The sequence below is a fragment of the Bifidobacterium santillanense genome, from assembly GCF_018555385.1.
In the GTDB taxonomy this organism is placed as follows: domain Bacteria; phylum Actinomycetota; class Actinomycetes; order Actinomycetales; family Bifidobacteriaceae; genus Bifidobacterium; species Bifidobacterium santillanense.
In genome coordinates this window covers 1-22,122 of the sequence record NZ_JAFEJS010000007.1, presented here as the reverse complement: position 1 = coordinate 22,122, position 22,122 = coordinate 1, and the positions used below count along the sequence as shown (strand labels likewise).

General features: G+C 62.1%; 20 protein-coding genes and 1 pseudogene. 11 read left to right on the top strand and 10 right to left on the bottom strand.

The genetic code is table 11. The features are described from left to right. Positions 1-16: 16 nt before the first annotated feature. A complete protein-coding gene (locus JS528_RS07295) occupies positions 17-1,105 on the bottom strand; it encodes a glycosyltransferase family 2 protein (RefSeq protein WP_214358427.1) in 1,089 nt (362 codons plus the stop codon). Next, complete coding sequence (locus JS528_RS07290) at positions 1,095-2,168, bottom strand: glycosyltransferase (RefSeq protein WP_240541394.1); 1,074 nt, start codon at positions 2,166-2,168, stop codon at positions 1,095-1,097. Before JS528_RS07290 ends, JS528_RS07295 begins: the two co-directional genes overlap by 11 nt. A gap of 393 nt (positions 2,169-2,561) precedes the next feature. Here JS528_RS07290 and rfbB point away from each other — a divergent pair, with 393 nt between their 5' ends. The 3 genes and pseudogenes from rfbB (at position 2,562) to rfbA (ending at position 6,077) form a co-directional block, all read left to right on the top strand. Then, positions 2,562-3,584 carry a dTDP-glucose 4,6-dehydratase gene (rfbB, locus tag JS528_RS07285; protein WP_214358425.1) on the top strand — a complete coding sequence of 341 codons (1,023 nt, stop codon included), beginning with the start codon at positions 2,562-2,564 and terminating at the stop codon, positions 3,582-3,584. A gap of 101 nt (positions 3,585-3,685) precedes the next feature. Further along, the gene (locus tag JS528_RS07280; protein WP_214358510.1) at positions 3,686-5,140 is read left to right on the top strand and encodes a sugar nucleotide-binding protein; all 1,455 of its coding nucleotides are present in this window, start codon (positions 3,686-3,688) and stop codon (positions 5,138-5,140) included. Positions 5,141-5,173: 33 nt separating this feature from the next. Next, positions 5,174-6,077 (top strand): annotated as a pseudogene (gene rfbA, locus JS528_RS07275) (glucose-1-phosphate thymidylyltransferase RfbA). A gap of 88 nt (positions 6,078-6,165) precedes the next feature. On the opposite strand, the gene JS528_RS07270 reads toward rfbA, so the two are convergent. Then, the gene (locus tag JS528_RS07270) at positions 6,166-7,035 is read right to left on the bottom strand and encodes a Fic family protein (RefSeq protein ID WP_214358424.1); all 870 of its coding nucleotides are present in this window, start codon (positions 7,033-7,035) and stop codon (positions 6,166-6,168) included. A gap of 145 nt (positions 7,036-7,180) precedes the next feature. Then, the gene (locus JS528_RS07265) at positions 7,181-7,633 is read right to left on the bottom strand and encodes a hypothetical protein (protein ID WP_214358423.1); all 453 of its coding nucleotides are present in this window, start codon (positions 7,631-7,633) and stop codon (positions 7,181-7,183) included. A 186-nt stretch (positions 7,634-7,819) separates the two neighbouring features. Between JS528_RS07265 and JS528_RS07260 the strand changes: the two genes are divergently transcribed. After that, positions 7,820-9,067, top strand: a complete 1,248-nt coding sequence (locus tag JS528_RS07260) for a nucleotidyltransferase family protein (RefSeq protein WP_214358422.1) — start codon at positions 7,820-7,822, stop codon at positions 9,065-9,067. 178 nt (positions 9,068-9,245) lie between these two features. Then, positions 9,246-10,751, top strand: coding sequence for a tyrosine-protein kinase domain-containing protein (locus JS528_RS07255; RefSeq protein WP_217626161.1), 1,506 nt, complete (start codon positions 9,246-9,248; stop codon positions 10,749-10,751). 291 nt (positions 10,752-11,042) lie between these two features. On the opposite strand, the gene JS528_RS07250 is transcribed toward JS528_RS07255, so the two are convergent. Both JS528_RS07250 and JS528_RS07245 read right to left on the bottom strand, forming a co-directional pair. Then, entirely contained in the window at positions 11,043-11,294 is a 252-nt protein-coding gene (locus tag JS528_RS07250) for a hypothetical protein (protein WP_214358421.1), read from the bottom strand. Next, complete coding sequence (locus JS528_RS07245; protein WP_214358420.1) at positions 11,287-11,559, bottom strand: DUF4160 domain-containing protein; 273 nt, start codon at positions 11,557-11,559, stop codon at positions 11,287-11,289. The genes JS528_RS07250 and JS528_RS07245 overlap by 8 nt, the downstream gene beginning before the upstream one ends. On the opposite strand from JS528_RS07245, the gene JS528_RS07240 reads away from it, so the two are divergent. Next, positions 11,558-11,989 carry a hypothetical protein gene (locus JS528_RS07240; RefSeq protein ID WP_214358419.1) on the top strand — a complete coding sequence of 144 codons (432 nt, stop codon included), beginning with the start codon at positions 11,558-11,560 and terminating at the stop codon, positions 11,987-11,989. The two genes, JS528_RS07245 and JS528_RS07240, sit on opposite strands and share 2 nt — an antisense overlap. 424 nt (positions 11,990-12,413) lie before the next feature. On the opposite strand, the gene JS528_RS07235 is transcribed toward JS528_RS07240, so the two are convergent. Continuing rightward, positions 12,414-12,962 carry an arsenate reductase/protein-tyrosine-phosphatase family protein gene (locus tag JS528_RS07235; protein WP_214358418.1) on the bottom strand — a complete coding sequence of 183 codons (549 nt, stop codon included), beginning with the start codon at positions 12,960-12,962 and terminating at the stop codon, positions 12,414-12,416. 306 nt (positions 12,963-13,268) lie between these two features. On the opposite strand from JS528_RS07235, the gene JS528_RS11795 reads away from it, so the two are divergent. Then, on the top strand, positions 13,269-15,164 hold the full coding sequence (locus JS528_RS11795) for a DUF4012 domain-containing protein (RefSeq protein WP_214358417.1): 1,896 nt from the start codon (positions 13,269-13,271) through the stop codon (positions 15,162-15,164). Positions 15,165-15,270: 106 nt separating this feature from the next. On the opposite strand, the gene JS528_RS07225 is transcribed toward JS528_RS11795, so the two are convergent. Then, positions 15,271-15,618 carry a hypothetical protein gene (locus tag JS528_RS07225; RefSeq protein ID WP_214358416.1) on the bottom strand — a complete coding sequence of 116 codons (348 nt, stop codon included), beginning with the start codon at positions 15,616-15,618 and terminating at the stop codon, positions 15,271-15,273. Positions 15,619-15,929: 311 nt separating this feature from the next. On the opposite strand from JS528_RS07225, the gene JS528_RS07220 reads away from it, so the two are divergent. The 4 genes from JS528_RS07220 to JS528_RS07205 all read left to right on the top strand — a co-directional run bounded on the left by JS528_RS07220 (position 15,930) and on the right by JS528_RS07205 (position 18,723). Further along, on the top strand, positions 15,930-16,490 hold the full coding sequence (locus tag JS528_RS07220) for a hypothetical protein (protein WP_214358415.1): 561 nt from the start codon (positions 15,930-15,932) through the stop codon (positions 16,488-16,490). A 199-nt stretch (positions 16,491-16,689) separates the two neighbouring features. Next, positions 16,690-16,956 (top strand): PqqD family protein, encoded by a 267-nt coding sequence (locus JS528_RS07215; protein WP_214358414.1) that lies wholly within the window; start codon positions 16,690-16,692, stop codon positions 16,954-16,956. After that, a complete protein-coding gene (locus JS528_RS07210) occupies positions 16,949-17,473 on the top strand; it encodes a S26 family signal peptidase (protein ID WP_214358413.1) in 525 nt (174 codons plus the stop codon). Before JS528_RS07215 ends, JS528_RS07210 begins: the two co-directional genes overlap by 8 nt. Positions 17,474-17,703: 230 nt before the next feature. Then, a complete protein-coding gene (locus tag JS528_RS07205; protein ID WP_214358412.1) occupies positions 17,704-18,723 on the top strand; it encodes a hypothetical protein in 1,020 nt (339 codons plus the stop codon). A gap of 545 nt (positions 18,724-19,268) precedes the next feature. On the opposite strand, the gene JS528_RS07200 is transcribed toward JS528_RS07205, so the two are convergent. Both JS528_RS07200 and JS528_RS07195 read right to left on the bottom strand, forming a co-directional pair. Next, a complete protein-coding gene (locus JS528_RS07200; protein WP_214358411.1) occupies positions 19,269-20,258 on the bottom strand; it encodes an aggregation-promoting factor C-terminal-like domain-containing protein in 990 nt (329 codons plus the stop codon). A gap of 454 nt (positions 20,259-20,712) precedes the next feature. After that, positions 20,713-22,122: hypothetical protein (locus tag JS528_RS07195; protein ID WP_214358410.1), on the bottom strand; the 1,410-nt coding region annotated here is incomplete at its 5' end.

Below are 22,122 nucleotides of genomic sequence, written 5' to 3'. Positions count from 1 at the left end.
TGGGTGGGGACAACTCTCAGCGAGTCAGGAGATAAACCATGCGTGTGACGTGAGGGCCTAGATAGCTAAGCAAACACGCAATACGCGCGAGAGGCCTTGCGTCAGCATCACGAATGACTGCTCTGCGGTAGGTCATGATAATGGTCCAAAGTCGGTTACGCCAGAGACGTTGTTCCGTACTGTGCTCGCTTGTTTTCATGTATATGTTGAATGCCGCTGAAACCATTTTTGACTTATACGCGGGTATAGCTTTTGGATATTGTTTTCTGATGAGAGGATAAAAATCCTCAATGTTGTCAATAAGATCTAACTGTTTAACGGAGAACCCGGAATGTTGGATGCTGCCTTTGCGTATCCGGTAGAAACAATCTTGGTACTCTACGAAGGAAATACAATGCGCTTTGTTGAACAGACGAACGGTCGTGCCAATGTCTTCATAGAGTTTCCCTGGTGGGTAGCATATATCATCGAAGAGCTCAATTTTGTAGAGTTTGCCGAATGCATTGACCGCCATGTGATTCATATACAAGATGTCGATAAGAGCGGTTTCCGAATCGAATGTAATGATTGTCCCGTTGTTACGTGCTGTATCGCGCTTTTTTCTTGCATACGCGGACGCGACACCTTTTGAGTCATCGAATGGAAGAATACCTGAAACCGAGATATCGGCATGGGTCTCAATCATGGTGTCATATAAATGTTCGACATATTCTTTGGCTAGCACATCATCGCTATCCAAGAACGTGATAAATCGTCCACACGCCTTGCGGATACCACTGTTGCGTGCTTCGGATAGGCCGCTATTGGTTTGGTGGATCACAGTGATACGCGAGTCCTTACGGGCATAGTCATCTGCTATGGATCCGCTGGAATCGGTGGACCCATCGTCGACGAGAATGATTTCTATGTTGGTGTAAGTCTGATCGATTAGTGAGTCGATAGATTCATGAAGTACTTGTTCCACGTTGTACACGGGAACTACCACTGTGATCAGGGGGCGTTTATCTATATTGCCAGTCATATAAGTGGGTATCCCTTCGCCATGGTGATGTGCAAGGTGATGGTGCTTGCGAATGACGTCCGCAAAAGCGATGTCAGCCGGCAAGTTGCATGTACCATTTGCCGAGTTGAGTAGCACTGTCTGTGATGTCGTATCCGGCACTTTGTATTGCAGCCTGCTTATCGGGGCGAATAGGAGTGGGCCGTGCCTTCAGTAATGCGCTCACCCATGGTTCGGTGTTGGTAATGGGCAGGAACTGCATCAGTCCCGGAATTATTGAGGTCTCTCTGGATACTTGATCTGAGGTGAGAATCGGCAGGCCAGATGCTTGCGCCTCGACCGCCACCACCGACAGACCCTCGTACGTGGACGGCAAAGCCAGTACGTCGAACGCCTGACACAATTCATTCATGTCAGTACGCATTCCCAACACTTGAACAGAACGTTCGATACCGAGTTGATGGATGCGTGCTTTGACCTCATTCATCATGTCACCGTCACCGGCAAGGACAAGCACAGCGTCTGGGCGCCGCCGCAGCAGTTCGGCAAACACATCCAGCGTGAATAGCTGATTCTTCTGGAAGCACATACGCCCAACCTGTCCGATGAGCAGCTGATTGTCAGACACTCCAAGTTCTGCTCGTTTGACAGCACGAACAGAGGCGTTGAACGAGAACGTTCGCGGTTCAATGGCATTACGTATGATCCGTACTTCGCCCTTATCGACCAAACTATCACCGAACAACCAGCGTGCGGTGTATGTAGAGCATGCCGCGAAATGGGTGGGGTACATCTTCGAGAAAGGACGCAGAGCCATCTTCATGGCGGTCTTCACATACTCGTGCGGATTGCTTGTTGAATGGCTGTGCGCCACGCGTATAGGTACAGTGGCGGACTTGGCAGCCTTCAACGGAAAGACGCTCAGTGCATTCATATGAGAATGCACGATTATAGGGTTCAGCTCGTGGAACAGATTTTCACAGGCCTTCATGTACTGCGGCAATCGCTTATAGGAAGGAATTGTGAACACGCGACCACCCAATGAGGTGATCTCATCGACGGGAATGAACGTAGAATCATCCTGCGCTATGAAGTCAAACTGTATACGATCACGGTCGATATGCCGGTAATGGTTCATCACCGTGGCCTCGACGCCACCACCCATCATGCGCCCGACCACCTGTACTACTCGTAACGGTTTCATCATCGCACACGTCTCCGATCGAGGTGTGCAGAGGCAAAACTGACATAACCGCCGTTATCGGCTTTTAAGGGTGTGAGAGGTGTCTATGAAGTGCTGAAAATCGCTGAAAAATCAGGGAAGACGAGGGGTTTGGCGATCACGACGTTGTGAACACCAGTGTAGGGGAGGGGCAATGCCATTGTCGAATCCGGGTGCCTGCTGGGGATCGGGATAAGGCATATTACGGTGCACGGCAGTCTGTGTGTGAACGGGTGTTCCGTCATCGTCCACATGGGCGACGACGAGCCTGAATTATTCGTTCGCGTTATTGGTTGCGTGTGCGTGTGCGGAGAATGCCCCCTTGTAGACTATGGGGGTATGGCTGAAGATACGTTCACTCCTCATAACATCATTGTGACCGGTGGCTGCGGCTTCATCGGTTCGAACTTCGTGCACTACGTGTACAACAACCATCCCGACGTCCACATCACGGTCCTGGACGCGCTCACGTACGCGGGCAATCTGGAGAACATCCGTTCGATCCTGGGCGATCGTGTGGAGTTCGTGCACGGCAACATCTGCGACGCCGAATTGCTGGACCGGATCGTGCCGGGGCATGACGCGATCGTGCATTACGCGGCCGAGTCGCACAACGACAACAGCATCGCCAACCCGGAGCCGTTCCTGAAGACCAACGTGGAGGGCACGTTCCGCCTGCTCGAGGCGTGCCGCAAGTACGACGTCAGGTACCACCACGTCTCCACCGACGAGGTGTACGGCGACCTGGCTTTGGACGATCCGGCGAAGTTCACCGAGGAGACCCCGTACCATCCGTCCAGCCCATACTCGAGCACGAAGGCGAGCTCGGACCTGCTGGTGCGCGCGTGGCACCGCACGTTCGGGATCCGCGCGACGATCTCGAACTGCTCGAACAACTACGGCCCGTATCAGCATGTGGAGAAGTTCATCCCGCGTCAGATCACGAACATCCTCGACGGGCTGCGTCCGAAGCTGTACGGTCAGGGCCTGAACGTGCGCGACTGGATCCACACGGACGACCACTCGACGGGCGTGTGGACGATCCTGACCAAGGGGCGCATCGGCGAGACGTATCTGATCGGCGCGAACGGCGAGAGGAACAACATCACCGTGCTGCGCATGATCCTCAGGATGATGGGACAGAGCGAGGACGCGTTCGACTGGGTCAAGGACCGTCCCGGCCACGACCGCCGCTACGCGATCGACTCGACCAAGCTGCAGACCGAGCTGGGCTGGAGGCCGAAGCACACCGACTTCGAGTCCGGCCTCGAGCAGACCATCAGGTGGTACACGGACAACCGCGCGTGGTGGGAGCCCGCCAAGGCCGCCACCGAGGCCAAGTACAAGCAGCAGGGCCAGTGAGCGCTTTCGGCTCCCCTTACGTGCGTGAGGGGAGCCGTGCGCATATGCGGGGCCGCGGCATGGCCAGGACGTCATAGGGAATCAAGACGGAAGGAACGATGATGGGTTTTGAGTTCGAGAAGGAACTGCGGGTCACGGAGACGAACATCCCGGGCCTGCTGGTGTTCGATCTGCCGGTTCACGGGGACAACCGGGGCTGGTTCAAGGAGAACTGGCAGCGCGCCAAGATGACCGCGTTGGGTCTGCCGGATTTCGGTCCGGTGCAGAACAACATCAGCTTCAACGCCACCAAGGGCGTGACGAGGGGCATCCATGCGGAGCCGTGGGACAAGTACATCTCGATCGCGGCGGGCGAGATCTTCGGCGCGTGGGTGGACCTGCGTCCGGGCGACTCGTTCGGCCAGGTGTTCACGACCCGGTTGGACCCGTCGAGGGCGATCTACGTGCCGCGTGGTGTGGGCAACAGCTTCCAGGCCCTCGAGGACGGGACCGTGTACACGTACCTGGTCAACGCCCACTGGAGCCTCGAGCAGAAGAGGACCTACACGTTCGTCAACCTCGCCGACCCCGAGCTCGACATCCGGTGGCCGATCCCGCTGGAGGAGTCGGAGCGGTCCGAGGCGGACCTGCACCACCCGATGCTCAGGGACGCCAAGCCCATGGCTCCCAAGCGCACGCTGGTGACCGGGTGCAACGGCCAGCTGGGCCATGCGATCCGCCAGTACGCGGAGGCGCATCATCTGGAGGGCTTCGAGTACACGGACATCGACGAGTTCGACTTCTCCAACCCCAAGGCGTACGACAGGTACGATTGGAGCCTGTACGGGACGATCATCAACGCGGGCGCCTACACCGCCGTCGACAGGGCGGAGACCGCCGAGGGCCGTCCGGTCGCGTGGAAGGCCAACGCGCAGGGCCCCGCCCTGCTCGCGAAGGTCGCCAGGGACCATCACATCACGCTGGTGCACGTGAGCTCGGACTACGTGTTCGACGGCGCCGCCGAACGGCACACGGAGACCGAGAGCTTCGCCCCGTTGGGCGTGTACGGGCAGACGAAGGCCGCGGGCGACATCGCCGTGGCCAACGCCCCGGAGCACTACATCCTGCGCTCCTCCTGGGTGATCGGCGAGGGCCGCAACTTCGTCAAGACCATGATGAGCCTGTCGAACCGCGTCTCCGACCCGGAGGACGGCCTGAACCAGGTGACGGTCGTGGACGACCAGTTCGGCCGCCTGACGTTCACCAAGGACATGGCGGAGGCGATCTTCCACCTGCTCGACTCCCACGCCCCGTACGGCACGTACAACCTCACCGGAAGCGGCGCGGTGAAGTCCTGGGCGGACATCGCCAAGGAGGTCTTCGACCTGACGAACGGCAACGGTGACAAGGTCAAGCCCATCAGCACCGCCGAGTACTTCGCCAACGCCAAGAACCCGGTCAGCCCCCGCCCGACGCACTCCGCGCTCGACCTGACGAAGATCTCGGACGCCGGCTACACGCCCGCCGACTGGGAGGAATCCCTCAAGACCTACGTCACCAAGGAACTCAACAAGTAAGCATCGGTTACGAGCAGTAAGCAAGGAATCATCATGAAGGGCATCATTCTCGCCGGTGGATCCGGCACGCGCCTGTACCCGCTGACGACGGTCACATCGAAGCAGCTGCTGCCGGTGTACGACAAGCCGATGATCTACTACCCGCTGAGCGTGCTCATGCTCGCCGGCATCCGCGATATCCTGATCATCAGCACGCCGAAGGACCTGCCGAACTTCGAGAGGCTTCTCGGCGACGGCTCGCACTACGGCGTGAACTTCAGCTACAAGGTGCAGCCCAGCCCGGACGGTCTGGCGCAGGCGTTCATCCTCGGCGAGGAGTTCATCGCGGGGGAGCCGTGCGCGCTGGTGCTCGGCGACAACATCTTCTACGGCAACGGTCTGGGCAACACCCTGCGCAAGGCGGTCGCCAAGGCCGAGAACGGCGAGGGCGCAAGCGTGTTCGGCTACTACGTCGACGACCCGGAGCGCTACGGCGTGGTCGAGTTCGACGAGCACAAGAAGGCCGTGAGCATCGAGGAGAAGCCAAAGGAGCCGAAGTCGCACTACGCGGTGACGGGCCTGTACTTCTACGACGAGCGCGTCACCGAGTTCGCGAAGGCGGTCAAGCCGTCTGCGCGAGGCGAGCTCGAGATCACCGACCTTAACAGGATGTATCTCGAGGACGGTTCGCTCAACGTGCGCACCCTCGGCCGCGGCTACGCGTGGCTGGACACCGGCACGATGGACTCGCTGTACGAGGCGGGCGAGTTCGTGCGCACCGTACAGCGCGCGCAGGGCCTGCCGATCGCCGTGGTCGAGGAGATCGCCTACGAGAACGGCTGGATCACCAAGGACGAGCTCCTCGAGTCCGCCGACCGCTACGGCAAGTCCCCCCTACGGCAAGCACCTCAAGGACGTGGCCGAAGGCCGCGTCGTCCTCATCCCCAACCAGTACTGAGTTTCGCGGATTGCGGATGTGTGGAGGGTTCCGGTGAACGATCGCCGGAACCCTCCACGTGTTTGTGATAAGTGTCGGGAATCGCGCTTTATTTCGTGACCCCACGGGAACGGATATCGTCGTCGGTCCAGTTCCGCTTGACGAACGGGTTGACGATGGACCGATGGTCTCTCCGTTCCTCCACGGCGTCGGGATCCCACTGCGATACGTACGAGTACCGGATGCGGTCGGGGGCGAGCCGGTCGATGAGCATCTGATAATAGTCGCGCTCGGTCAGCAGCGTGTCGACGAGGTAGCCGGGTTCATCGCTGAATCGGCTCAGTCCTCGCGTATACAGCAGCTTGTTGGCGTCGCGTACGATCACCGGGACCGTGTCGAGGCGCAGCAGCTCCTTGAACATGATCAGCCGCCCGATTCTGCCGTTGCCATCGGAGAACGGATGCGTGGTCTCGAACATCCAGTGCGCCTTCGCAATCGCATACGGGTTATCGGTGAGCTCGCGATACATGGCGAACACCTGTTCCATTGCCTGCGGAACATCGGCCGGCAGCACGGTGTGCACGCCGACGAGCTCGTTGATCACGTTGGGAAGGATCTTGTACCCACCCACGTTGCGGTCGGGATCCAGCTCCTGGCTGGTGCCGCGTTTCAGAATCGCATGCAGCGTGCAGACCATGGTCTTGTCGACCGGCTCGTCGGCATGATCGAGGATCCAGTTGAGCGCATGGAAATGGTTGCGCGTCTCGACCACGTCGTCGGCGCGGATCTGATCGCTGCCGTCGTTCGGCAGCAGCGCGCCCGTGTCGTACAACTGGGCGGTCTGCTCGGGGGAGAGGGTCGATCCCTCCATGTGATTCGAGTTGTAGGCGAACAGGATCTGCGTGTTGTAGTACAGCCCGCCGCCGGTACGTTGGTCCCGCTCCCGTCTCAGCCAATCCACAAGTCTCACCGATGCCATGCCCGTCGCATCCTTTCGTCTATCGTCGGTCCATTCTCGCACATATGCGGGGGCGATCAGCGCCCTATGGCAATGGGCTTGCGTCGAGAGTCGTTCTCGGCACAAGCCCATTGCCCATGAATCGGTGTTCGGCGAATCCGTGCCGTCACTCGGCGGATTCGGTTTCGGAGGCCTTCTTGCGGCCGCGGCGCTTCATCGTGCCGGCGGTGGCGTCCTCGGCGTCGAAGATGACGGCCTTGTCGCCGGGGTAGTAGGTGCCGGGCACGGAGATGTAGGCGACCTCACCCTCCGGGGCCTCGCCCAGCGTGAAGAACTGGGCGACGGCCTCGACCACGGCCTTCTCCTTGAAGCTCACGGAGGCGCTCTGCTTTTCCTCGGTCTTGCTGAACTTCACCGCGTTGTTCGCCTTGGACGTGGTCACGGCGAGGGCGATCTGCTTCGTCTTCTCGTTGACGAGCACGCGCACGAACGCCGGGAAGCCCAGCGCCTGGGCGGTGGCCTTGTTGAAGCGCACCGCGTTGCCGGTGAAAGTCATCACAATCTTGCCGACCGGCTTGACCAGCTTGACCTCTTCGAATCCCTGGAGAGCGAATGCCATGATTGACTCCTTATTGCGATATTTCGATGAACGTATTCGATTTTCATTGTAACGGGTATTTCCATGACATGCTGATGTCGACTGCCGTTTTTGTGTATGCATTTCCGTGGAATTGAGTGCGAATTTACGTCTTAGTGCTCTTATAGAGCCGTTCTAGTACACTATTGACCAACTGATGCCGCAGATATGAAGAAGGCGGTTTGCACCGTGCTGGAAGATTATGTCGTCGAATTGATGTCCGCCGCGCTGCATGGGCGCACGGCATCGCCCAAGCCCGAGGGCATCACGTGGGAGCGGGTGTACCGTCTGATTGCCCGTCATACCATACAATCGCTGGTATTTCCGGCATTGTCGCCGGATATGCTTGCGGATATGCCGGAGCAAATGGCTAGGAAATGGCGTCATGATGCCGAACTGGCGTTGTATCGTCAGGTGAGTTTCGACATCGAGCGCGAGGGGATTCTCGCCGATTTCCGTAGGGCTGGCCTGTCGTGGCTGCCGTTGAAGGGCATTCTGGTGGCGACCTACTATCCCCGGCCCGGCATGCGTTCTATGGGGGATCAGGACATCGTCTTCGGATACGTCGACCGGGAGGAAAACGGCGGTTTCGTGCCTCGTGGCGAAACGGGGGAGCAGCGCCGGGAATGGCTGAACAAGGCCGATGCCACGGTGGCGGACATCATGAACAAGCATGGATTCGCGGAGAAATCCAACCATGGTCGCGAGCATTCGTTCATGAAGGGAACGCTGTATTTTGAAATGCATCGTTCGATGGTGTCCGCCGCCGAATCAACCATGGGGCAGTCCGATGCGAAGGAGGTTGCCTACTACGATAATCCCTGGGGTTTGGCGAAGCCGTCGAACGGGATTCCCGGGGAATTCCTCTTCGATTCCGAAGAGGAATACATCTTCCACGTATCGCATATGTCCAAGCATTATCACGGTGCCGGATTCGGTCTGCGTTTCCTTGCCGACGAATACCTGTACTGTGTGAAATTCCCCGATGCCGTGCGTTCCGAACATGTGGCGCGTACCCTGAAAAAACTCGGTCTGTCGGAATTGGAGCAATCCGTGCGCGGATTGTCCCTGACGCTGTTCGGCGACGGAACCGGACGATGGTGCGAATGTGCGAGCATCGCGGAGAAGGTGCTGCTCGAGGAGATCGTGTCCGGAGGCGTGTACGGTTCGCTGGAACATCGCGTGGCCATGCGCATGGCGCAGGAGAACGACAAGGATCTGTCGCTGCTGCGGTACTGGTGGCGTCGCCTGTTCCCTTCGAAGGAATGGATGCAGGCATACTACCCGGAGTGGTCGCGCAACGGGTTCACCCGGTTCCTGTCCATCTTCTACCGGCTGTACCTGAGCGCATCCCAACGGCCGAAGCAGCTGAGGCGGGAGATCGGCCTCACGCTGCGCAAACGGAAGCGTCGATGAGGGGGTATCCCCCTGCGTCTATACTGCAAAACAAATTGTGAACATAGAGGAAGAGGAGAAGCCCGTGGCTTCGGATACCCCTGAACAGAAAGAAATCATCGCTACGGAGCATCGTCCGATCGTGGTCAACACCGCCCAGCCCGTCGAACGTGACGATTCGGCATCCCAGGAGCAGGGCATGACGATTCTCGATCTGCTCATGGCGGTGCGTAAGCACTGGCTCACCGCGGTCATCGTGTTCGTGATCACCGTGGCCGCGGTCGCGGGGTACACGTTCACCCGCACCAAGATGTACACGGCCACCTCGCAGCTGTTCGCCAGCTACAACAACAGCGCGTCGGCCTCGTCGGATGCTGGCAGCAATAGCTACAGTGTGGCCGGTGCTCAGAACTTGGCCAGCACGTACATCGGCACGCAGCTCAAGAGCTACCCGTCGCTCGTGAAGACCTCCGCCGTGCTGCAGCCGGTCATCAACCAGCAGAACGACAACGGCCTGACCGTCAGCAAGCTGGCTGCCATGGTCACCGCCGACAACCCCGAGGACACCTACATGGTGAGCGTGGCCGTGGTCGACCCCGATCCGGCGAAGGCCGCCGATCTCGCCAACGAGGTCGCCGAATCCCTGTCCAAGGTCGTCGGCTCCGAGCTGTACTCCTCCGGCGAGAAGTCGATCGTCAAGCTGTCCGTCGTGCAGAAGGCGCAGAAGCCCGCCGGCCCGAGCTCGCCGAACGTCAAGCTCAACCTCGCCGCCGGAATCGCCGCGGGCCTCGTGCTCGCCATCATCGCCGCCGTCCTGCGTGACCTGCTGTCGCGCCGCGTGCAGGACGTCTCCGATCTGCAGACCATCGCGCAGAACGCAACCATCGTCGGCATCATCCCGAAGGACGAATCGCTCAACGAGACCAAGCCGATCGTCGTGTCCAAGCCCGACGGCTCCATCGCCGAGGAGTTCCGACGCATCCGCACCAACCTGTCGTTCACCACGTCCAAGGACGGCGACAAGGGCCGACTCATCGTCGTCACCTCCTCCATGCCGGAGGAAGGCAAGACCACGATCTCGTGCAACCTCGCCGCCACGCTCGCCGAGAACGGCGCGGCCGTGCTGCTCATCGACGCCGACCTGCGCCACCCGTCCGTCGCCAAGCGACTCGGCGTGGAAGGCAACGTGGGCCTTGCGCACGTGCTGTCCAACCAGGCCACGGTCAAGGACGTCGTCCAGCGCTACTGGAAGCCGAACCTGCACGTGCTGCCGGCCGGCCCGCGCATCCAGAACGCGTCCGTGCTGCTCAACTCGTCCATCATGCACACGCTTGTCAAGCAGGCCGTGCAGCAGTACGACTACGTGATCATCGACACCTCGCCGATGTCCGTGGCCAACGACGCCGCCGTGTTCGGCCAGCAGGGCAACGGCGTGGTGCTCGTATCCGGCAAGGGCGTGACGTTCAAGCGCGCGCTGCGCGGTACGGTCACCGAGCTCGGCGAGCTCGACGTGCCGGTGCTCGGCTTCGTGTTCAACATGGCCGACGAGAAGCGCAAGAACGGCTACGGCTCGTACTACTACTACGGCTCGTACTACAACTACGGCGAGTACGGCTACGGTGCCGATGACACCGACGGCGGCAAGGGCGGCAAGAAGGGCCGCAAGGCCAAGCCCTCCAAGGGCAAGCGCGCCGCCGCCAAGTAACGGTTCCGTCGGCTCGGTTCGGCTTGGTTCGGTTCGGCTGATTTGCCGGCCGCCGATCGGAGTCCCGGCCGGGCTGCGCGTGGCCGTTGTCCCGGTCATCCGGCTGGCCGCACTATGCAAGGGCGGGATTCGCAACATATTCGGTTTCAGGTCTGAATATGGTGCGAATCCCGCCCTTTGCCGTTGCCGGGAGACTCATGTGGCAGTACCTATCTGCCGCATGGTGCGAACCGAATCGCGGTGATGGATTCCGCGGAACGCGGATTGTGGAGTGAGGGTCCGATCTCAGTATCAGCGGTCGGAGCTTTCTGATGGTGTCAACGTGGCACCGGAGTTGGCTCGGAGCCTCAAATGCCGTAGGTATTCTCTCAGCGCCTGAACGTCTTCGTCCGGGCATCCCCATTGGTGAACCAGCATCAGAGACGGACTCTCAAATAGAGCCGTCGCAAGATCCTCCTTCCTTTCGGCGATGATACGCTGATTGAGGGGGTTGAGCAGTAGGTCATATCCACGGCAGTGCCCGATCGTCAGCAGCTCAGTCATGGAACCGGACATATCCGAACATCTCCTGCCATGCCATGATGATTTCCGGGGAGACCGACCGGAGGAACTCCGTGATGCCTTGTTGTTCCTTGTTGGTCATGTCGAGCCCTTGCTTGGCAAGTTTCACCGTGCCGTCTTCAAGAATCCAGAACTTGGCTGATGCAGGTGACTGACGGCCTTTAGCAACGTGGACATGAATGGGATCATTGCTTTCGTTCGCCCAGAAGTAGATCAGGAATCCGTGGATTCTAAACAGCCCAGGCATGCTGGATTCCGCCTTCTCGCGCGTAGCGCATAATGGATTTCATGCCTCGAACGGTGCTGAGGAGAAAATTTGCTGTTTCCTGCTTGGTGAATCCATGACTGTCGGATACGGTGCCGTCGGGCAGTTTGACTTCGGCGTGCTTGTTGCCGTTGTCGAAAAAGACGAGCACACTACCGTCCGATTGGACATCGGAATGTGTGACGTGGGTCCCATCGCCGGTTTCGTAGTAGTCATATATGTGCATTTGAGTCTCCTTGTCCTCTTTCATTGTAGGAAGAGGTTCTGCGGAGAGCGTATGACCGGTGAAACAAAGGGACGCTTATCGCATAAGCAATCCGAGATTGACAAACGTGAACTGATCAGGCGCATCGGTTCGGGGCTTGCGGAACAAAGCGCGCGCGTGCTCGGTTGGTTTGCCGGTTCCGTGTGATGTCGGGGTGTCCGTTCCTATAGGATCGGACGTTTCGTATGCGGAATCCGGCCTTGCGGCGTTCGATCCTATAGGAACGGACGTTTCAGGGCCTCGTATCGCGCCAAAAACATCCAATCCTATAGTATGTGACGTCGCGACGGTGCGGATGCGTTCGTTCCGTGTCCGTTCCTATAGGATCGGACGTTTCCATGCGTGAATCCGCCCTCATTGCGTCGGATTCTGTAGTATCGGACGTTTCCGGGGCCCGTATCGGGTCATGAACGTCCGTTCCTGTAGGATCGGACGTTTCGTGTGCGGAATCCGGCCTTGTGGCGGCCGATCCTATAGGAACGGACACCCCGAGAGCTCGTATCGCATCAAAAACGTCCGTTCCTATAGGATCGGACGCGAGGGGGGCGAAGCGTACGAAGCGGGCGGGGCCCTACTCCAGCGCGGTGGCGATGTGCTTGAGGACGCGGACGAGGGCGTTGTGGGCGGTGACGAAGGCGTCCATGCCGCGGCCTTGAGGATCGTCGACGTTCTCGGCGTCGGGCAGCTCCGGGCGCAGCAGTCCCGCGTTGTCGACCACCGAGTCGATGCGCTCCTCGATGGTGCTTCCGGTCAGCCAGCCCTGCGCCTTGGCGGTCTCGCACATGTTCGCGAAATCGGTGATCAGGAACGTGCGACGCGCCTTGAGCGGCGACTCCACCACGATGTCGCTGCGCTGCGCCGTCTCGAAGCACAGGATCAGATCGGCCCCGGCCGTGACCTGCGGGGAGACGCGGCGCGAACGGAACGCGTCGATCAGCGCGCCGTCGATGCCGTCGCGGCGCAACAGCTCCGCGGCCTCCTCGGAGATCGGGTGATCGTGCAGGCCACGCGCGCCCGCCGACTCGAACGTCAGCGAGTCGTCCTTGAAGATGTGCGGGGCGAGCAGCTCCGCCATCGCGGAACGGGAGATGTTACCGGTGCAGACAAAAAGGATACGCATGCGGCCCATTGTAGGAGCCCTCCGCACAAAGGAGGGGTAACCCCGTGTGTGCGGTCCGTCACTGACGTGCGCGAGGTAGACCGATCTCGACGCGGTAACCCCGTGTGTGCGGTCCGTCACGATCGCCGCAGCCGAATCCCGAACCGAAGTGCCGATAAGGACGGAGTCGGTTTCCACTGCGTGCATGGCACGGGGTTTCGGAAAGTGCCCGTCGCCGGGCGGGAGCGTTGGTCCACGGCGACCGACGCGGGCCGGCGGCCGGAAGATGCGGAATCGGGGTACGGCCCCTTGGAGTAGAGTGGCAACGTGGCTGAGATCGAGGAACTTGACATCAAACCGGGGAGCGGACCGAACGTCATCAGGAACGATGACCACAGCGGGCTCGACACGAAACGATACCTGCGTCATCGCGTCAAGCGCACCATCCGCGACATCATCCTGATCGTCATCGCGGTGGTTCTGTCCGCGATCATCGCCGTCAGCGCGTACTTCGCGATCTCCGCGGTCATCGTCGCGACCAACGTCAGGGCCGCGGCCGCCACCGTCTCGACCCTGAAATCGGTCGACCTCACCGCCGACGGCGCGGCCGGCGAACTCAAGACCGCCGCCGCGGAACTGCGCAAGCATGCCGACGCCGCGTACGCGCACACAAGCAATCCGATCTGGGCGCTCGCCGGCAAGCTGCCGCAGTATGGCGGCGACGTCGAGGCCGTGCGCACGTCGGTCGACGTCCTGCATCAGGTCGCCGACGACGCCCTGCCGCTCATGGCCGATGCGGCCGGCGACGTCGACGTCTCCCGCATCTCAGTGTCTGACGGCACCATCTCCGTGCCCGGCATCGAGCAGGCCGCGCCCAAGCTCTCCAAGGCGAACACGATCATCGCCGCCGCGAACGAACGATTCCAGTCGATCGACGCCGAAAGCCTCGCGCTCGGCGCGCTGCGGCGCCAGATCGAGCCCGCGCAGGGGCAGTTCATCACGCTCGCCAAACTGAGCGACGGCGTCTTGCGCGGGGCGCAGCTCCTGCCGCGCATGCTGGGCCTCAACGACCCGAACGCCACGCGCACGTACCTCGTGCTCGCGCAGAACAACGCCGAGATCCGCGCCACCGGCGGCATCGCCGGCTCGTTCGGCCTCGTCACGGTGAAGAACGGCGCGATCGAGATGCACGACTTCATGTCCACGTCCGACTTCGGCTCGTTCGACCAGCCCGTCACCAAACTCACCGACGGCGAGCAGGCGCTCTTCGGCGAACGACTCGGCGAATTCATGCAGGACGTGAACTTCACACCCGACTTCGCGCGCAGCGGCCAGCTCGCCAAAGCCATGTGGGAGGCCAAGCAGGGCGGCTCGATCGACGGCGTGATCAGCATGGACCCGGTGTTCCTGCAGCAGATGCTCGCCGTCGCCGGTCCGGTGAAGATGAGCTTCGCCGGCGTCGACGTCACGCTCGACGGCTCCAACACCGCCTCCTCGCTCCTGAACAAGGTCTACTTCGACATCCCCGACAACGCCGACCAGGACGCGTTCTTCGCCGCCGCCGCCAAGGCGAGCTTCGACCAGATCCTGCACAACTCCGGCGCCAACTCCACGCAGCTCGCCAAACGGATGCTCGAATCCGCGCAGGACGGGCACCTGTACGTGTGGAGCGCGCACGAGGACGAGCAGAAGCTGCTCGACGGCACCACGGTCGGCGGCACGCTCGTCACGGCCGATTCGTCCGACGGCTACATGGGCGGCTCCGCCCCGCAGCAGGTGATCGGCGTGTACTACAACGACGCGATGGCCTCCAAGATGGACTGGTACCTCGAACGCTCCGTCGACGACAAGCTCGTCGCCACGTACCCCAACGGCCGCGAGCAGCACGAGATCACGATCCGCATGAGGAACACGCTGTCCGACGCGGACGTCGCCTCGCTGCCCGACTACATCATCGGCACGCTCGAGAACGGCGCCGTCAAGGGCCACATCCAGTTCATCAACTACCTGTACGTGCCCGCCGGCGGTTCCGCGCCCGAATACCAGGCCGGGCCCAACGGCGAGAAGGGCGACGCGTACGCGGTCCACGACGGGCTCACCGCCATCGCCAAGCAGATCTCACTGGCGCCGGGGGAGAGCTACACGATCAAGGCGACGGTGTACACCGCGCCGGGCGCGCTCGCCGGTCAGACGGTCGTGCGCCAGACGCCGACGATCCGGTAGCGCGGATGGGCGAAGTCCGGTTACGGTATCGACATAGGTGCGGTCCGGCCAAGGCACAGACGGTCGCCTTGGTCGAGTGCGATGATGGAAGGACCGGCCGGGCCTACTACTGCAGCGCCTGCACGCCGATCAGCGCCGCCGCGCCGCCCAGGCACACGATGGCGAACAGTGCCAGATCCAGCTTGACGAGGAAGCGCTCGCGGCGGTGACGGCGCTTGATGCGCGCGATGTGCTCCTTGCTCATCTTCTGCCCGTGCTTGCGGTGCTTCGCGCCCTGGATGTGGATGAGCGGCACGTCCTGGTCGATCTCCTTGAGGTCGATGACCGACGTGTTCTCGATGTCCGTGGCCTCGGTGCCGGTGCCATCCGAGACGTCCATCGTCTCCGGTGCGGTCGGCGTGTCGAGCCGTTCGGCGTCGTTCGTGTCCTTGCCGTGATCGGTGTTGCTGGCCAACGTGTGCTCCCCCTGCCCGTCGTGTGTCCGTCGTGTGTCCGGCATTGCCGCCGGTTGCGGCGTATTTGGGTATCATCGTTGTCGATGACCGGTTATCGCCGGTTGCCGTATCCCGCGGGATTCCCGTACAATGTTACCCCGCCGTTAACCGTAAGGGGTGTCCGTTTGTCCCCCCTCGTGCTACGGTAGGGGGTAGCCAAGGCGATCGGCCCGTATTCTTCACAAAAGAAGCGGGAGATAAGGCAACGGTCGTCTTGCAGTGTAAAGACTTGTCTGTGCGCAAGAGGATTACGCACTGGGGAGGAATGAAAATGAAGAAGATTTCCGCTGTTTTCGCGGCGATCGCCACGGTGCTGCTTTCGGTGTTTGCGCTTGCTCCGTCGGCCATGGCCGCTGACTACTCGGCGACGATCAGCTCCGCCGCCAACGAGGATGGCACCGCGACCATCACCGTCACTCTGGACGCCGCGACCTACAACGCCGGCTACCAGTACGTTGGTGTCACGGTGAACTCCGACGACATCAGCAACGTCACGCTGGCCGCCCAGAAGACCTACGGCTGGTGGAAGGCCGACGCCTCCACCTTCACCGCCAAGGTCAAGCTGACCACGCTCAACTGCAAGGACTCCACGGTCGAGGTGCTGGCCGCCAAGAACGCCCAGGATGCCGGTGCGGTCGAGGTCGGCGAGACCACGGTCCACTTCCCGGCCACCTGCAAGGTGTCCGAGGCCGCCGTGTCCTCCAACGGCTCCGGTAACGGTGCCGCCACGGTCGCCGAGACCGGCGCGAACGTGATGCCGTACGCCGTGGCCGTCGTGCTGCTGGCCGCCGCCGGCGCCGCGCTGTTCGCGGTGCGTAAGAGCGCCCGCTGAATGCGCCCGCTGCACTGAACCGCTGATTCGTTGATCTGCGATTCGGTCGCCGCATGGCTTTGCAAATCCCCTCGGACTTCGGTTCGAGGGGATTTTTCGTTGCCGTGTGCCGTCTCCCGCCATGCCCCGGACGTCGGTAGGATGGGGATAGGTGCGTTTCGGGGGTGTCCCCGATGGTTCGAGTGAGAAAGGAACCGTCATGAAGGTCAAGCAGGGGTTCGTGATGCGCGATGTGGCGGATCAGACCGTCATCATCGCCACGGGCGAGGCGTCGAAGACGTTCCAGGGCATGATCCGCGTCAACGAGACCGGCAAGATCGTCTGGAGCGGACTGGCCGACGGACAGACGGTTGACCAGATAGTGGACAAGGTGACCGCGGAATTCGACGTGGAACGCGCGAAGGCCGCCGCCGACGTCGAGACGTTCATCGGCAAGATGCGGGAGAACGGGTTCCTGGATGACTGACGCGTTCGGTCGCGACCCCGAATCGACCTCCGTCGCGGGCGGTGACATCGAACGCGTGCTGCGCGAGGAGGGGCTGTTCGTCAGCACCACGGTCGGCATCAGCATGTGGCCGATGCTGCGCAACCGGCGCGACACCATCGTCATTCGCCCGCTGCCCGGCGGCGAACGACTGTCGGTCGGCGACGTGCCGCTCTACCGGGCGGACATCGCCGGGCACAGACGGTACGTGCTGCACCGCGTCGTCGGCGTGCATGACGGATGGTACGCGATTCGCGGCGACAACTGCATCACGACCGAACACGTGCGCGACGCACAGGTGCTCGGTCGGCTCGACGAGTTCTACCGCGGTTCGCGGCACGTGACGTGCGGTTCCTCTCGCGTCTACCGTCTTTACTGGCGTACGTGGCTCGCGTTGTGGCCCGCGCGATGGTGCTGGAAGCACGCCCGCGCGTTGGTCGGGCGATTCCTGCGCCGGTTCGGATGGAAGGGCCTGCACCCGGGACGCGGCCCGTTCTGATCGCCGCACGGGCGTTGTGTGCATGGCGCGGTTCCGCCCGGTCGGGTGGGCGATGACGCGTATCCGGGATTTCGTATTCGCTCCGATATAGACAGCCTGTCTACCTGTTGTCGATTTACCCTTGTTGACATCCCGTCTAGTATGTGTGGGTGCCGAACGACGCGACCGATGAGTGGTCGCGCGTTGATGCAAGGGAATCGAAAGTTCACAGAGAAACGGTGGAGCATCGGATGAACGAGGACAGGGAACACGGAACGCAGCTGACCGACGGCCACGGCGGCCGTCGTCATCATGTCGTCACGGCCGCGATCGCGGCCATCGGGGCGTGCGGACTGGTGTTCGCGGTGCCGTCCGCGGCGTTCGCTCTGGATGCGGCGCCCGATCCTGCGGGCTCCTCCGCCGGCGTCTCCGGTACGTCCTCGACTTTCTCCGGCGCCTCCATCGACGTGAACGTCGACCTGTCCGGAACGAGCGGGCTTGCCGGCACCACGCGCGGCCTCGGCGACGCGATCGGGCACATCCACGACACCAACGAGCAGATCCGGCAGGACATCGCCACGCATCACCAGCACATGGAGCAGATCCACAGCCAGATCCATCAGGACGCGGACGACCTGCGCCAGCACCACGAACAGGCGTGGCAGGACGCGCAGCAGGCGCACGACGACATCAAGAACGCCATCGACGGCGCCTACGACCGCGCGCACGACCGTCACGAGACCATCCATCAGGACATGGTCGACACCCAGACGCATCTGAATCAGCTGCACGCGGATCTCAGGACCGAGCACGACCTCATCAAGCAGCAGCATCTGCAGTGGGTCTCCGTGCGCGACCAGTGGCACAAGAGTCTTCAGGCCGCGCTGTCCGGCTCGCTCTCGTCCGGCTCCGGTCTCAACGGCGGCGCGGCCGCCGGTTCGACCGTGACGAACGCGTCCGGCACAACCGGCACCGTGACCAACGCCGCGCAGACCGCGACGAACGGCTCCGTATCTTCCGCATCAAATACCTCTTCGAACGGTTCCGCGGACTCCGAGTCAGGCAGCTCTACGTCGACCGGTTCCGAGGCGGCCTCCGCCTCGAACGGGTCCGCTTCCGACACCGTCGCCGGCTCCCTGCAGAACGGCGAGCTGGCCGTCACCGGCGTCGGCGCCCCCGCGGTGCTCTCCGCCGTGACCCTCGGCCTCCTCCTGAACGCCGTCCTCCTCAAAGTCGTCGCCCAATACAAGCGCGAAACCTCCGAGCACTGATCGCCCCGCGGCCTTGGCCGCGTCACATACGGAATCGAACAGCACCGCATCCTATAGAATCGGTCGTTTCGCCCATTACGCCCGATCCTATAGGATCCGACGTTGTGGAGGCGCGCTGGAGAGCTATAACGTCCGATACTGAAGAATCGGACGTATTGCCGGTAGTATGACGGCCTGATACGTCACATCCTATAGGTTCGGCCGTTATTGAAGTGGATTGGGGAATCAGCGCGTCCGATCCTATAGGTTCGGACGTTTTGCGCGGTAGTTAGACGGCCCGAAACGTCACATCCTATAGGATCGGACGTTTCGAAGGCGCGTTGAAGGGCTATAACGTCCGATCCTGTAGTATCGGACGTTTCGGGAGCACGCTGAAGGCCCGTAACGTCTCATCCTGCAGGATTGGACGGGAATACGTGCGACCGCGAGGCAGTCCGGCGACGCTCGCGGACACCAAAAAGCCCCGCTCGTGGGGGAGCGGGGCTTGGAAGGGGTGCGTGTGGGTCGCGGCGGCCGGGGGCGAAAGACGCGAAGACCCACGCGGATCAGTAGCTGTGGGCGCTGAGCCAGTGGTTGTAGGCGCCGGTGATGCCGCCGTAGCGGGAATTGCAGTAGCCGACGAACCACTTGAACTGGGTCTGGTAGTTCGTGGCCCAATCGGATCCCGCGGAGGCCATCTTCGAACCGGGGAGGGCCTGCGGCAGGCCGTACGCGCCGGACGACGGGTTCGTCGCGCTTGGGTTCCAGCCGGACTCGTGGTTGATGATGTACACGGCGGCGGTGAAGTCGTTCTCCGTGTAGCCGTTGGAGATCAGGTAGTCGTGGGCCCACGACTGCATCTCGGAGGCGGGCACGGTCGTGCCGAGCGAGCTGGTGGACGACGACGAGGACGACGAGGACGAGGTGCCGGTGCCGACGAGGATGATCTTGTCGGTCGGGGCGGTCTTCACCCACGAGGCGAACACGTTCGACTCGACGATCTTGCCGCCCGCGCGGGTGACGAGGCTCGTGGTCTCCATCGTGCCGACCTTGCCCTCCTGCTGGACCTTCTCCGTGCCCTTGGGCAGCGCTGCGGTCTCCTTCTTGACCGTGTTGAACGCGATGTCCGTGTCGTTGGTCTCGAGGGTGGCGCCGGCGCGCTCGATCGTGATGACGGTCGACTCGGTGACCTTCGTGGTCAGCGACGGCGTGACCTCGTCGCTCGGGTCGAGGACGATGTCGCCCTGCTCGAGGACGGACTTGACGTCGGTGAAGTGCGTGCCGAGCACGGTGCGGGACTTGCCGTTGATCTTCACGGTCACGTACGAGGTGTCGTCGCCGAGCGAGCCGCGTGCGCCGCCACGGGAGGCGGCCGCGGTGTCGGTGGCGGAGAACTCGGTGACCGGCGTGGTGTGCTGCGTCTGCTGGTAGAAGTTGCGCGAGACGACCGCCGCGCCGACCAGCATGGCCGCCGCCGCGATGACGGCAACGATACGGATCCACTGGCGCCTGCTCAGGGATTTCAGTGTAGGCGTTTTCCTGCGATGATTCGCCATTACGCTCCTTAAACCGATAGCTGTTCGCTGTGTGGCACATCTGTTATTCCGATCGGCGATGTGACGGTGCCGATCTCACATACTGCCGATCATCTTACCCCACAGGTGTGGATTTCGTGACTCGGGGGTTCTCGATGGGAGCAATGGGGTGCATGTCCGTCGCCGATCGGTATCGTCACGGGCCGTGACCGAGGCGAGGACGTCGTGGGGGCTAGTGGTCCGTCCTTGAAATGAGACCGCATTATGGAACCGCATGCCAATCCGTTGACCGGGGATATGCCGGTGCGGTGGCATGTCGGAACCGTGACGATGCGGGGAAGGGATGCATGGATGATGCCATGAGGTGCGTATGGACGTGAAATGGCCCTTCCCGTGAGAGGAAGGGCCATTGCAGAGCGGATGAGTGGACGGTGACCGTGCGGATCCCGGAGGAATCGCCCGGCCCCGATGCATGTCACTCGCCGGTGCCGCCGGTGGAGCCGGATCCCGAGCCGCCTTCGCTGCCGCCCGACTCGGATCCGCCGTTGCCGGTGGATCCGGAACCGGACTCGCTGCCGGAGCCCGAAGCGCTTCCCGAACCGGAATTGCCGGAGTTGCCCGAGTTGGAACCGGAACCGTTCGACGTGCCGGAGTTGCCCGACGACGAACCCGAGTGGGAGGAGCTCGAGCCGGACGACGACGAGCCGTTGTAACGGTTGCCCGAGCTGGAGGAGCCGTTGTACCGGTTGGAGTTGTAGTAGCGGTTGCCCGACGAGCCGGACGACGACGAGCTCGAGGAACCGGAGTTCGAGGAGCCGGACGACGATGAGCCGGAGTTCGAGTAGGAGTAGCTGCGGGACGACGAGTACGAGCTCATCGAGTCGTTGACCGCGCTCGTGGCGTCCTGGATCGCGCTCAGCGCGGTCTTGAGGTCGTCGAGCTTCGGGCTGGACGCCTTGATGAGCTTGTTCGCCGCGTCGATGGCCGACTGCAGGGTCTGGCGGGTCGAGTCGTCGGACACCGCGCCCTCGCTGTTCGTCATCAGCGTCTGCGCCTCGTCGACGGCCGACTGCAGGCTGTCCTTCGCGCTCTTGACGTCGGCGTCGGTCTTCTTCTGCTGGCTGTCGGTCACGGCCTTGACCGCGGAGGTCACCGTATCGGCGTGGTCGTTGAGCGTGCTCGCGAGCTTCGTGTTCTCATCGGTGCGGCTCTTGAGCTCGGCGGTCGACAGGCTCGAATCGCACGAGCTGGCCTTGTCCGTGCCGGTCGCGTCGGAAACGGCGCTCTTGAGCTTGCTGATCGTCGTGGCGTCCTCCACTTGGGAGACGCTCAGCTTGGACGCGGCGTCGGCCTTCTTGAGCGCGGCGGCGAGGGTGTCGTTCGCCTTGGTCGCGGAATCGGCCGCCGCCTCGCACGCGGAGATCGCGGAGTTGAACGACGTCTGCTGCTGATGACGCTGGAAGGCGAACACGCCGCCCGCGACCGCCGCGACCAGCACCGCCGCGGCGATGCCGATGAACAGCGGCTTGCGGTTGGGGGCGGTGCGCGTCGCGGCGCGGCCGCCGCGCGATCCGCCGCGATCGGAGGAATCGTCGCCTGAGGCGGGGGCCGCGAACGCGTCGGGACCGAGCTCCTCGGCCTCCGGCTCGTCCGACACCTCCTCGAGATCCTCGAGCGGCGTCTCGTCGTCGACCTTCCCGAGGTTCAGCGCGCCCTTCGCGAGCACCGGAGCGGACCCGATGACCTGGGTCTCGCCGCCGTCGCGCCCCGGAACGGGCACGTTCACGTTGAGCGGGGGCAGCACGGTCGTCTCGGAGCCGGAATCGGCCGACGGGAACGAGGGCGCGACGGCGGCGAGACCCAGGTCATCGGGTCCGCTCCGGTG